12 protein-coding genes are annotated in these 12,158 nt (G+C 53.8%); all 12 read left to right on the top strand.

Annotation, left to right across the window (positions count from 1 at the left end):
• Positions 1–22: 22 nt before the first annotated feature.
• The 12 genes from ERD78_RS14165 to ERD78_RS14220 all read left to right on the top strand — a co-directional run bounded on the left by ERD78_RS14165 (position 23) and on the right by ERD78_RS14220 (position 12,116).
• Positions 23–1,243 (top strand): hypothetical protein, encoded by a 1,221-nt coding sequence (locus tag ERD78_RS14165; protein WP_129969968.1) that lies wholly within the window; start codon positions 23–25, stop codon positions 1,241–1,243.
• Positions 1,240–2,799: a capsule biosynthesis protein gene (locus ERD78_RS14170; protein ID WP_129969969.1), complete on the top strand. Its 1,560-nt coding sequence runs from the start codon at positions 1,240–1,242 to the stop codon at positions 2,797–2,799. The genes ERD78_RS14165 and ERD78_RS14170 overlap by 4 nt, the downstream gene beginning before the upstream one ends.
• The gene (locus tag ERD78_RS14175; RefSeq protein WP_129969970.1) at positions 2,796–3,590 is read left to right on the top strand and encodes a glycosyltransferase family 2 protein; all 795 of its coding nucleotides are present in this window, start codon (positions 2,796–2,798) and stop codon (positions 3,588–3,590) included. The genes ERD78_RS14170 and ERD78_RS14175 overlap by 4 nt, the downstream gene beginning before the upstream one ends.
• 44 nt (positions 3,591–3,634) lie before the next feature.
• On the top strand, positions 3,635–4,555 hold the full coding sequence (locus ERD78_RS14180) for a phytanoyl-CoA dioxygenase family protein (RefSeq protein ID WP_129969971.1): 921 nt from the start codon (positions 3,635–3,637) through the stop codon (positions 4,553–4,555).
• 37 nt (positions 4,556–4,592) lie between these two features.
• Positions 4,593–5,855 (top strand): polysaccharide biosynthesis protein, encoded by a 1,263-nt coding sequence (locus ERD78_RS14185; protein ID WP_129969972.1) that lies wholly within the window; start codon positions 4,593–4,595, stop codon positions 5,853–5,855.
• 11 nt (positions 5,856–5,866) lie between these two features.
• Entirely contained in the window at positions 5,867–6,499 is a 633-nt protein-coding gene (locus ERD78_RS20120; RefSeq protein WP_280634118.1) for an acyltransferase, read from the top strand.
• A 514-nt stretch (positions 6,500–7,013) separates the two neighbouring features.
• A complete protein-coding gene (locus tag ERD78_RS14195; RefSeq protein ID WP_129970139.1) occupies positions 7,014–7,958 on the top strand; it encodes a Gfo/Idh/MocA family protein in 945 nt (314 codons plus the stop codon).
• A complete protein-coding gene (locus ERD78_RS14200) occupies positions 7,955–8,554 on the top strand; it encodes an acyltransferase (protein WP_129969974.1) in 600 nt (199 codons plus the stop codon). The genes ERD78_RS14195 and ERD78_RS14200 overlap by 4 nt, the downstream gene beginning before the upstream one ends.
• Positions 8,538–9,650, top strand: a complete 1,113-nt coding sequence (locus ERD78_RS14205; RefSeq protein WP_129969975.1) for a DegT/DnrJ/EryC1/StrS family aminotransferase — start codon at positions 8,538–8,540, stop codon at positions 9,648–9,650. Before ERD78_RS14200 ends, ERD78_RS14205 begins: the two co-directional genes overlap by 17 nt.
• 72 nt (positions 9,651–9,722) lie before the next feature.
• Complete coding sequence (locus ERD78_RS14210; protein ID WP_129970140.1) at positions 9,723–10,319, top strand: sugar transferase; 597 nt, start codon at positions 9,723–9,725, stop codon at positions 10,317–10,319.
• Positions 10,316–10,948, top strand: coding sequence for an acetyltransferase (locus ERD78_RS14215; protein ID WP_129969976.1), 633 nt, complete (start codon positions 10,316–10,318; stop codon positions 10,946–10,948). Before ERD78_RS14210 ends, ERD78_RS14215 begins: the two co-directional genes overlap by 4 nt.
• Positions 10,941–12,116: a DegT/DnrJ/EryC1/StrS family aminotransferase gene (locus ERD78_RS14220; protein ID WP_129969977.1), complete on the top strand. Its 1,176-nt coding sequence runs from the start codon at positions 10,941–10,943 to the stop codon at positions 12,114–12,116. The genes ERD78_RS14215 and ERD78_RS14220 overlap by 8 nt, the downstream gene beginning before the upstream one ends.
• Positions 12,117–12,158: the final 42 nt, after the last annotated feature.

The raw sequence follows: 12,158 nt of genomic DNA on the forward strand, positions 1-12,158 counted from the left end.
CCCAAACAGGCTACTGTTTTCGATGCATACGGATACTACCTGTCAATCGCCGGACGCCGATCGGGTCGGAGTATTGCCGCGGCTTGGAATCTTTCTTTCATCCCTGTTGGTGCTAGGGAATTACTATTATCTTTACTTCGTTCCGTTTGATCAGGGTTCCACAAACGAGCCCTGGACATACAGCCTCCTCAAGCCGGTAGGCATTATGCTTCTGTATTGCTTTCTGCTTTCCTCAAAGCTAAAGCATAACTATCGCTTTCATCAGGTTCTATTTCTTCTTTTCTTCTTCTATTCATTTTGCGCCATATTATTGAAACGATTTGCCTGGGATAGTGGTGGGCTGATGTTTTTTAATATGGTGATCTGCGCATTGCCTCTGTTTGTTCTTGTTCCCAGAAAACAAGCGATAATTTCATTCTTTGAGACCTGCTTGTTGATAATTTCGGCTCAGGTAATTATAGATTATGCGATATATATCAATGGATATTCTCTGTGGAATAACAAGGCATTCATAGGCGGCCTAGGAAATCCTTCCAGCTTTGGTTTTGTATGCGATGTTTTAATTGCATATATTCTGCATTATAGAAAATATAAAACAAGTTCATTGATTTTTTTTCTGATTCTGTCATATGGCGTCATAAAATCAAATGCAATGCTCGCCGTCCTGGTTTATGCTGCGCTTATGATCAGTTGGGGCACAAAGCGCCTCGGATTGGGTTTTCTGTTTTTATGCGCGATTATTGGCACCAGTTTGGCGATATTCAGCCACGATATCCTCAGCCGGCATCTTATTTACAAGCTGGACTCTGTCCTCGCTTTGTTTGACGACAATATTTCCGCATCATCGATATCTGTTTCCTTGCGCGTGCAGATGCATATGTATCTATTGGAGCAGCTGCGCGATAATTTTTTCAGTGTTCTTTTTTTTGGCTACCCAGAAAGATATTACTACGCGGCAGACAGCCAATATTTGACTTATATAGGAAGCTTTGGATTAATGGCATCCATGATTTTTTTTCTGGCCACTGCGCTTGCGCTTGCCCACAGTTATGTTCATCGCCGCGAGTTGAGCAGTTTCTCCTGGGTGGCCATAATTATGTTCATGCTGGTTTTCTTCACAAACAGGCTGCTCGATTATTATCCGGTGGCACTCTTTCTTTTCCTGGCGATGGCTGTGGGTACCACTTCCACGAAGTCCCGGCGGCCGGTTCCCGTGCTTAGCACCCAGCCGAGGCCTGCATGAAAATCGGACTTACGAATATCTATTCGTTCCGCCCGCATGTGGAGCACCTGTATTATCTGTCACTGCTTCTGCGCCAAGCGGGGCACGAGGTGGCCTACCTGACATGCGACTCAAGCGTGGCAACTTGCTATCCAAGAATTCTGAAGAATACGGGCAGAGCGAGGGAATGCAGCAAATGTATGCTTGGCGGGGTTCGCAGCTATCCTGCGCGGGATATTACCTCTCTGTCTTCATCGCCACGAGGAAGCAGCCTGCCTCATGATGTTTTGCAGCAGCTGGCGCATTCCAGCGCCGCAACACTCACCCGTACCGAGTCTGCGCAGGACTATCATTTGCCCGAAGTCGCGAAAATCCGCGCGGAGCTTGAGGAACCCATCAATCAGGCATATCAGGCTGCCATGGCCTGGATAGAGCGCAAACAGCTTGATGCCGTGATTTGCTTTAACGGAAGAATGGATCTCACGCGTGGCATTACCTTTGCGTGCGAAAAGGCGGGTATTCCCTTCTTGACGCACGAGCGCACATGGTTTGGGGACGGATTGAGACTGATCCCGAATGAGAATTGCCTGTCGGTTCGTGCATTGAGCGAACTGGCGCGGGAATTTGATAATCGGCCACTGACCAGCCGGCAAGCCCGCATCGCCGGAAAGCTGATTGGCGACCGGTTTTTACAACGCAACTCCTTGGAATGGCGCCTGTACAACCGAAACCCCTTGCCCGCCGAGTGGCCGCTTCCCGACGCTGGTGCGCGGGTGCTTGTACTGCCAAGCAGCAAGAATGAGTTTGCGGGGCACCCCGAATGGGTATCGGATTGGGCAGACAATACACATGCTCTGGATGACTTTTTTGACGCCTTTGGCATCGGCCCACGGCAAGTCGTGCTGCGCTGTCATCCCAATTGGGGAGAGGCCATAGGAAAGGTAACAGGCGAGCGATCCAAGGCGCATTATTACAAATGGGCGTCGGACCGCGGCATACATTGCATCCGCAGTGAAGACAAAGCCAGTACTTACGATCTCATTCAGCAGGCCGATATCGTTGTCATGAATGGCGGCAGTTCCGCTGTGGAGGCGGGGGCCTGTGGAAAGCAGGTATTCTGTTTGGGGCCGGCAAGCTACCAGGCGGCCGGATTTCTGAAAACCATCATGACGCGGGAAGATCTTGCGCTGCCCGAGTTTCATGAGCCTTTGGATCGGGAAGACGTCCTGCGGAAAACCCTGCGCTATGTATATCTCAGGTACGGCAGATTTGCCCAGTATGTTGAGTATGTCAGGGCCGAGAGTACAACGAAGTATGCTTATTATCGTGGCGCTGATCCGGATAGGCTGCTGTCGATGATGCAATCCAATAGAATTTATGCGGACGACCCGGTATTTGCTGATTCTCTGGACGATGAGACCGAGGTTGTGTCTATGCTCAACGACAAGAACTGGGCTGCTCTTGCCGCGTATGTAAATCAGCGCCCTGATCTGGAGCCGCTGTATGTCGGCCGGCGCAAGGGATTGCGCTGGATCGACGATTTTCGCGCAAAGCTGCCGCGAGGAGACCGGTCATGAATCAAGATGACAGGCCACTCGTTTCCATCGTCATGCCGGCGTATAACGCCGAGGACTTGATAGAACGCACGATCGATTCTGTGGTGAGTCAGTCCTACGGCAATTGGGAGTTGCTCGTTGTCGATGACTGTTCGAAGGATGGCACCAGAAGCGTGGTCGAACGCCTTGCCCAAAGCGATGGCCGCATACGGCTGGTTCCCCTGGAGCATAATAATGGCGCTCCCGCCGCACCGAGAAACATTGGAGTGAGTCTGGCGCGAGGGGAGTTTGTTGCGTTGTTGGACGCCGATGATCTGTGGCATCCGCGCAAGCTCGAGCTTCAGGTTCCAATACTGCGGGGCAGTTCGGCTCCCCTGTGCTGCACACAGATGACCGATTTTGTCGACGACAGCGATGTTGTTTATGCAGAGCCAGGCAGCGTCAGTACGGAACGCATCACCTTTGAAAAGCAACGGCTCAAGAGCCGTATTCCAAATTCCAGTGTCCTGGCGCGACGAGATGTACTTGTCGCGGTTCCATTCAACGAGTCGCCGGCGTACAAGGCAGTAGAGGACTACGACTGTTCCCTCAGGATACTCAAGAGCTTTGGTGATGCGATAAAGATCAAATATCCGCTGCTTCGATACCGGAAGGTGGAAGGGCAGATTTCCGGTTCAAAATTAAAAATGCTCAGGCGGGTGTTCATGGTGCACAGAAACCTGCCTGAGAGCAATATTATTCTATCTTGCTTTTTTCTATTCACTTATGTCGTGGGAAGCCTGTACTTCCGTCTCTGGAAGAAAAGCCTTTAACAGGGAATTGATCGCTGTCATCAGCCCGTTGTCTGGAATCAATTATGGCCATTTCGCACATCATTCGTAATTTCCGCAAGCACCCTCGCTATACATTGATGCGCGCCGTAGCGCGCTTCGAGAACGTGCGCCAGCTCGTTACAGGTGCCCGCAGCCGCTTTCATGCAGGCGGCACTCGCCGGCTTTTGGCGGATTGTGAACAACGTATGGAGAAATCCATTTTCAAGGATGCCGATCTGCATCGGATAGTCGCCGATCTTCAGCAGAACGGTGTGGCATTTGGTCTTCGATTGCCGGATGCCATGGTGGAGGATTTATGCGATTTCGCGCGCAATGAACCATGCTATGCGTTCAGAAATCCCGATGCGGGCTTTTATCTGGCCGATCGAGAGAATGCGGAGGAAAGGCTGAACAAGCCTATCCTGCTGGCGCAGTACTTCAATACCTCGGCTCGGAGCAGCGCCGTTGCCAGTTTGCGAGACGATCCTGCGCTTTTGTGGATAGCGGCGTCTTTTCTTGGCTCGATTCCCCGGTTTGTTGGGGCGAACATGTGGTGGACTTTCCCCGTAAATGCGTCTGATGAGGATCGCCACAAGCATGCACATTTTTTTCACCGCGACGTGGATGATTTTCGATTCTTCAAGTTTTTTTTCTATCTCACAGACGTGCCCGCGGGAGATGGCGGACATGTATGTGTCGCGACATCTCATAATGCACAGGAACTCGATATGAAACGCCTGCGGCGTTTCAGTGATGCAGAAGTGCTGGAGAGTTACGGTACGCAGAACGTCATCGAAATATCGGGCAAGGCTGGTACGGGGTTTGCCGAGAACACCTTGTGCATACACAAGGGTAGAACACCCACCGATAGACCTCGCCTGCTGCTACAGCTTCAGTACGCGCTGTTCGATTACGGTGTCATGAACGACGAAAAGAACCAGCGCTCATTGAGAATGATCACGTGACCGTCCCGCCTTCCAGATGCGACTAGGATCAACCAAGTTGAACCTGGAGCGCGCAAAGCGCCTGGGTTATGCCCCATTGCTGGCAATGGCGATGGGGTTCATGATGCTGCGCACACTCATTGTGGCGCACTTTCTCCCGCTAAATGAGTTTGCGAACTACAGCACAGGGCTTCTGATATCCGGCTCCTTTTGCATGTTGGCCTGCCTGGGCCTTCAGCCTCTTTTGCAGCGGGAAATGCCTGTCATGATGGTCCGTGGCCGCTTCAAAAGCTCCGCTGCGCTGTTGGCTCAGTGCATAGTCGTTGCCTCGGGTTGCGCCGCGCTTGCACTTGTACTTGCTTTCGCTGGAGTCAGGGCACCAAGTTTTCCGGTCCACGTTACCCTGCTTGGGCTGATGCATGGCCTGTCGCAGCAGTGCTTCATAATCGCGACCATCGAAAGCCGGAGCCGATGGGAAACCATGCGCTACGCCTACCAGAATCTTGCCCGAGGCTTGGCTGTCGTCATGATCAGTACGCTGCTGGCGGATTTCACCAGAGCGGCATATCCCATACTGGTGGCTGAGATTATTATCACGCTGTCGCTTGCCCAACTGATTCTGTGGAAGGCCTTCCGGAGAATCGGCTTTCGCTATATTTCAGCAATCCGGCTGGCTCTGAATCGCTTCAGGCGTGTGCAATGGAAGGCGGCAGCCACGCTTTTGCTGATCAGTGTCATTACATTTGCGTTGCTGAACGTGGACCGGTGGGCAGCCAACCAGTTCCTGAGCTCAACCCGGTTTGCCTTATATTCATTCGCCGCTATCATACTTGTGATCAGTGGCGCTACTCAGGTACTTATCAATGCGTCGGCATATCCAATGCTGGCCAGAAGGTTTGCGGCCAATGGAGCCATGGCGGCGTTCAGAGTCAGCTGGAAGCTATCCGTAGGTTTGGGCGTTGCCGGTATCGTGGCATATGGGCCCGCCTACCTGGCATTGACGGCTGGCACTCGCCTGCTGTATCCCCAATACGCTGAATCCGCTGGGCTGATGGCAATTTTTCTTGTGGTCGGGATACTGCGTATATCCGATTTCTGGTCCAGCTTTCTGGTCATCACGGGTCAGGAGTCCCGCTTGTTGTTGTTGAATGTACTTTCGGTGATCCTGGGCTTGACGACGTGGGTGGTATGGGCACAGCCATGGCGTGATTCACCAAGCCCGATTGACGTGGCCATGCTCGCCCTGGTGCTGAATGTGTTCAGCTATCTGCTGGTTTCGACCACCGCATTCCGGTTTTGTCGTGGCAAAAACAAGGGCTGACGATGCAAATTTTGAGACGTTTCTTTTTATGGCGCTGGCTTGTGACGCTGGCTGGCATTGTTCGCTTTGGTGCGCGCATACACCCGACGGCTGTGCTGCTGGGGAAATTCGGCCTGTACAAGATAGACCGCGGAGTCAAACTTGGGGCGAGGCTGGCCGCTTCCGTCAGCGGCAATGGATGTATTCATTTTGGCGAGAGAGTCTGGATTGCCGCAGATGTGGAAATCAATACATCGACCGCTGTTTCCATCGGCCCGCAAACAACTGTACAACGCCACTGCACCCTTAATGGAACCGTGGACATCGGCGAGCAGTGCCTGCTTGCCCCGAATGTCTTTATTTCGTCTGGAACCCATATCTTCCAAGCCTGGCCCGAGCTTACCATTCGGGAACAGGAGGCCAGGTATCGTTCCATGTCGCCTGGAGAACGGCCTCCGGGCTATGACGACAAGCCAGTTCGCATAGGCAGAGATTGCTGGCTGGGAGCCAATGCTGTAATACTGCCCGGCGTCTCGCTGGGTGAGGCCTGTGTGGTGGGCGCGAATAGTGTTGTCACAAAGTCCTTTCCGAGGGGTTCTGTGATCGCTGGAATACCCGCGAAGGTGATATCCAATCGCTTTCCCGATCTGAACGGCAACCTCTAGGCTGTATGGTCGGTGATTCATCCACCATTCGTCCTACTTCTCCGGCGCATTAATACTCCAGACCTTCTCCTAATGGGTCGCCGTTTTAGGCGGGCCATTGCTGATCATAGTTGATTGATATCCATGAGAAAAGAGGGTAGCCATTCCGGCAGTCACCGGCACGTGTGCCGGCCATAATTGCGCTGGAGCGGCAGGATTCAGGCTTTTGTCCGATGACAAAATGCCTGATAGGCGGTCCGTCATGGCCCATGCTAGAGTCCCCTCACTTAATAAACAGTGATTACCGAGCGGTTGATGCACATAGTCTGAAATTGCTGCGTTTTTCAAGGCAAGATGCTTGGAAGCGCAGGCTGGTTTGGCGTACCCAATTGGCATTGGCTTAGGCAGAATTAATTATCGTTTCAGAATGCCTGAGCCGAAGCTAACCGAGGCATGCCTTGGACCAGCCGTAAAAAGCACGCCTATGCCTGTCAACTGGATTCCTTGTCACGGCGAATTCGGTGGGTGTTTCAAAATGAAGAACTTTGCTCTCATTGGCGCTGCTGGGTATATTGCGCCCCGTCATATGCAAGCCATCAAGGCGACTGGCAACGCGTTGGTTGCCGCGCTGGACCCCAATGATTCAGTCGGGATCATAGACAGCCATTTTCCGGGCGCAGAATTTTTTACTGAATTCGAGCGATTCGACAGGCATCTGGACAAGATGCGCCGAAAGGCGGGTGGAAGGCGTGTGGACTATGTTTCCATCTGCTCTCCCAACTATCTGCACGATTCCCATATGCGCTTTGCCTTGCGATCGGATGCAGACGCGGTGTGCGAGAAGCCGCTGGTTCTGAATCCCTGGAATATTGACGGCCTGCTCGACATAGAACGGGACACCGGCCACAGGGTCAATACCATTCTTCAATTGCGTGTGCATCCGTCCATCGTGGCCATGCGCAAAAGTCTGCAATGCAAGAAGCGTGACACCAAACATGACGTTGACCTCGCCTACATTACATCTCGCGGCCGCTGGTATCTGCAATCCTGGAAGGGGGACGCCAGGAAATCCGGTGGCATCGCGACCAATATTGGCGTGCACTTCTTTGACATGCTGCATTACATATTTGGCGATCTCCAGCAGAATATTGTGCATCATGCGTCGGAAACCAAGGCGGCCGGCTATCTTGAGTATGAGCATGCGCGAGTGCGCTGGTTTCTGTCGGTGGATATCGAAGACGTGCCGGCGCCAGTGCGCGCCAAAGGACAATGTACTTTTCGCTCCATTACTGTTGACGACGAGGAGATTGAGTTTTCAGGTGGCTTCGCCGACCTGCATACGCGTAGCTACGAGGAAATTCTGGCTGGGCGCGGGTTTGGCCTCGAAGACAGCCGTGAGGCCATTACAACAGTAGCGGCAATTCGCAACGCCAGCATTGCGCCATTATTGGGTGACTATCACCCATTCTTGAAAAAATGACCTATTACCAGCATGAAAGCGCCATCGTTGACGATGGCGCCCGGATCGGCAGTGGTTCGCGCATATGGCATTTTGCTCATGTTTGTGCAGGCGCCCGGATAGGGAACGGCGTTTCGCTGGGGCAGAACGTATTCATAGGAAATCGTGTGGTGATCGGCGATGACTGCAAGATCCAGAACAACGTGTCGGTGTATGACAACGTCACGCTGGAGCGCGGTGTCTTTTGCGGCCCCAGCATGGTGTTCACCAATGTGTACAACCCGCGAGCCCTCATAGAACGCAAAGAGGAATACAAGGACACGCTGATCCGGGAAGGTGCCACGCTGGGGGCCAACTGCACCATTGTGTGCGGCGTGACCATAGGCCGTTACGCCTTTGTGGGTGCCGGGGCGGTTGTGACCAGGGAGGTGCCCGACTATGCGCTTGTGGTTGGTGTGCCCGCACGGCAGGTTGGCTGGGTGAGTGAATTTGGCGAGCAGCTCGCATTACCCCTGTCCGGTGACGCTCGGATTCGTTGCCAGCACACGCATTCCCTGTATGTATTGCAAGGCAGTCGGCTCCAAAAACAGGATGGTGACAATGATGGACTTCATTGACTTGAAAGCGCAACAGGCCAGGATCAAAGACAAAATAGATGCCGGCATCCGACAGGTACTGACCCATGGCAAATACATTCTCGGCCCCGAGGTTTACGAGCTGGAGGAAAGGCTCGCGGCATACACCGGCGCGAGGTTCTGCATAAGCTGCGCCAATGGCACGGATGCGCTGCAGATTGCACAGATGGCGCTTGGCGTGGGCCCAGGTGACGAAGTGATCACACCCGGGTTCACCTATATCGCTACGGCGGAAAGCGCCGCCTTACTGGGAGCAAGGCCGGTTTATGTGGATATCGATCCCCTTAGCTACAACCTGGATCCAGGCTTGTTGGAAGCGGCGATTACGCCACGCACCAAGGCCATTATTTCGGTTTCTCTGTTTGGCCAGTGCGCCGATTTTGATGCGATCAATGAGGTTGCCATGCGCCATCATATCGCTGTCATCGAGGACGGTGCACAGAGTTTTGGCGCTTCATACAAAGGGCGTAAGTCGTGCAACCTAAGCACCATCGCCACCACCAGCTTTTTTCCCAGCAAACCGCTTGGCTGCTACGGCGACGGCGGTGCGATTTTCACCAATGACGAAGAGTTGGCCAGAGTGCTGCGGCAGATAGCACGGCACGGGCAGAGCAGGCGCTATCACCATGTCCGGGTTGGTGTAAACAGCCGCCTGGATACCTTGCAGGCGGCCATACTTCTACCCAAGCTGGAAATCCTTGACGACGAAATTGAGCGGCGACAAAGTGTGGCGCAGGCTTATGCACGACTGTTGCGCGATCAGGACGCGATTGTGACACCGCACATAAACGCGAACAATATCAGCGTCTTCGCCCAATACTCCCTTCAGATGGATGACAGAGACCACGTGCAGCAACGGCTTCACGAGGCTGGCATACCAACGGCGGTTCATTATCCTGTTCCATTGAATCAGCAGCCCGCGGTCGCGTCGGCCATCCATTTGCCGGTTGGTGATGCTGTGGCGCAAAGAATAATAAGCTTGCCCATGCATCCGTACTTGCAAGAGGCGGATCAGGCACTGATTGCAGAACATGTCCTGTCAGGCCTATTTCTTGAAACCGCCAGTCGAGGGGATTGAAAAACAAGTCCGCCGGCGACATGCAGAACTTGCTTGCAGGTATGGGCGAGGCAAAGGTCAAGGTTCGTCATGATGATAAAACGCCTTTTTGATGTGCTCATGGCATCAGTGCTTCTGGTGATATTGAGTCCCGTCATGGCCATCGTGGCGGTTTGCATCCGCTGCAGCATCGGTTCGCCAATACTGTTCATGCAGGTTCGGCCTGGAAAGGATAGTCGTCCATTCAAGATGGTTAAGTTTCGCACCATGCGTATCTGCCACGACAGGAATGGCCAGCTTTTGCCGGACGATGAAAGGATGACTTCCGTCGGCGAGATGCTTCGCGCTGCCAGCCTCGATGAATTGCCTGAGTTGTGGAATGTGCTGAAGGGAGAGATGAGCCTTGTCGGGCCGCGGCCGTTGCTCATGGAATATCTTCCACTGTACGACGCAGCACAGGCCCGGCGTCACGAAGTAAGGCCTGGCATAACGGGCTGGGCTCAGGTCAATGGGCGTAATGCGTTGGGGTGGGAAGATAAGTTTCGCCTGGATGTATGGTACGTCGACAACAGAAGTATGTGGCTGGATCTGAAAATCTGTGTCATGACAGTGATCAAGGTGATCAGCCGGTGCGAAGTCAATCAGCCAGGCCAAGCGACGATGTCGAGGTTCACAGGGAAAAGCTCATGAAGCAACTTGCCATCCTGGGAGCGAGCGGGCACGGAAAGGTGGTCGCTGACACAGCGGAGCTTGCTGGATGGGAGCGTTGCGTGTTCTTTGATGATCAATGGCCAGGCAAAGTGCTCAATGGCGCTTGGCCGGTCATGGGCAACACGGAAAGCCTGGTTCGGGCATTGGACCGGTACGACGGCATTGTCGTGGCTGTTGGCGACAATGCGATCCGCAAGAGACTTATTGACCGGCTGATGCAATGCGGCGCCAGGATGGCTACCGTCATCCATCCGCATGCAATGGTCAGCCGCCATGCGAGCGTTGGATCTGGAACTGTAATTTTCGCGCTCGCCGTCGTGAACTGCGGCGCTGATCTGGGAATCGGTGTCATTTTGAATACGGCATGCTCGGTAGACCATGATTGCATCCTGGCTGACTGCGTGCACGTCAGTCCCGGTGCGCGCCTTGCGGGGAGTGTCACTATCGGAGAGGGAAGCTGGGTCGGTATTGGCGCCAGTCTCAAGCAGGGTGTTGCCGTGGGACGCAGATCCGTCATAGCCGCGGGGGCGGTGGTAATTGGTGATGTCGGTGACGATTCGTGTGTTGCGGGTGTACCTGCGCGAAATTTAGGAATCGAGAATGCTTAATACAGGATTTTCCCCGTGGCCTTCCTTTACGGCTGAAGAGGCCGATGCGGTGCGGGAAGTGCTTCTGTCAAATAGAGTCAGTTACTGGACGGGACAGGTAAGCAGGGCGTTCGAACGAGAGTATGCATCCTGGGCTGGAGCCGATTATGCCGTTGCATTGAGCAATGGCACCGTGGCTATTGATGCTGCATTGTGTGCCCTGCGCATCGGTCAGGGTGACGAGGTCATCGTCACCTCCCGAACTTTTCTCGCCTCGGCATCCTGCATCGTCAACAGCGGTGCAACGCCTGTGTTTGTGGACGTTGACAGGAACAGCCAGAACATTTCCGCGGAGACCATCGAGCCTGCCATCACGCCTAAAACCAAAGCAATTCTGGCTGTGCACCTTGCCGGCTGGCCTTGTGAAATGGATGACATGATGGCACTGGCTCAACAGCACAATCTGGCAATAATTGAAGACTGTGCTCAGGCTCACGGCGCGTTATACAAAGGTCGGCCGGTCGGTGGCTTCGGCCAGATCGGCGCTTGGTCTTTCTGTCAGGACAAGATCATGACGACAGGCGGTGAAGGGGGGATGGTCACGACCAATGATGAGGCGTTATGGCGTGCGATGTGGGCCTACAAAGATCATGGAAAATCATGGGCTGCCGTCTATGAGACGGAGCATGGGCCGGGCTTCCGATGGTTGCACGAGACGTTCGGCACCAATGGGCGCATGATCGAGATGCAGGCTGCTATTGGCCGCATACAACTCAGGCGGATGCCTGAATGGCACAGGGTCAGGCTGATGAATGCCAATAGCATATGGGCCGCCGCACGCGCGCTGACGGGTTTGCGCGTACCCGATATACCTTCTCACGTAGAGCACGCGGCGTACAAGTGCTATGTGTTCGTTCGCCCTTCTCGGCTGAAAGACGGATGGACGAGGGACAGAGTGATGGCTGAAACTAATGCTGCGGGCGTTCCAGTCTATTCGGGTTCGTGTTCCGAGGTCTATCTGGAAAAAGCCTTTGCGCATACACCATACAGGCCCCCCGAGCCGCTGCCTGTCGCGCGTGAGTTGGGTGAAACCAGCCTGATGTTTCTGGTGCATCCGACATTATCGACCGAGGAGATATCGCGCACATGCTCGGTACTGACCGATGTCATGAAGAGGGCGACGGCCTGACCATGCGTTCCCGTATGGGCTGACGCCGGCAGTTAAATGCAA

It is taken from the genome of Allopusillimonas soli (assembly GCF_004153445.1).
In the GTDB taxonomy this organism is placed as follows: domain Bacteria; phylum Pseudomonadota; class Gammaproteobacteria; order Burkholderiales; family Burkholderiaceae_B; genus Allopusillimonas; species Allopusillimonas soli.

Coding starts and splice junctions, on each gene's coding strand:
- ERD78_RS14165 (WP_129969968.1), top strand. CDS start 23: ATGCATACGGATACTACCTGTCAATCGCCGGACGCCGATCGGGTCGGA.
- ERD78_RS14170 (WP_129969969.1), top strand. CDS start 1,240: ATGAAAATCGGACTTACGAATATCTATTCGTTCCGCCCGCATGTGGAG.
- ERD78_RS14175 (WP_129969970.1), top strand. CDS start 2,796: ATGAATCAAGATGACAGGCCACTCGTTTCCATCGTCATGCCGGCGTAT.
- ERD78_RS14180 (WP_129969971.1), top strand. CDS start 3,635: ATGGCCATTTCGCACATCATTCGTAATTTCCGCAAGCACCCTCGCTAT.
- ERD78_RS14195 (WP_129970139.1), top strand. CDS start 7,014: ATGAAGAACTTTGCTCTCATTGGCGCTGCTGGGTATATTGCGCCCCGT.
- ERD78_RS14200 (WP_129969974.1), top strand. CDS start 7,955: ATGACCTATTACCAGCATGAAAGCGCCATCGTTGACGATGGCGCCCGG.
- ERD78_RS14205 (WP_129969975.1), top strand. CDS start 8,538: ATGATGGACTTCATTGACTTGAAAGCGCAACAGGCCAGGATCAAAGAC.
- ERD78_RS14210 (WP_129970140.1), top strand. CDS start 9,723: ATGATAAAACGCCTTTTTGATGTGCTCATGGCATCAGTGCTTCTGGTG.
- ERD78_RS14215 (WP_129969976.1), top strand. CDS start 10,316: ATGAAGCAACTTGCCATCCTGGGAGCGAGCGGGCACGGAAAGGTGGTC.
- ERD78_RS14220 (WP_129969977.1), top strand. CDS start 10,941: ATGCTTAATACAGGATTTTCCCCGTGGCCTTCCTTTACGGCTGAAGAG.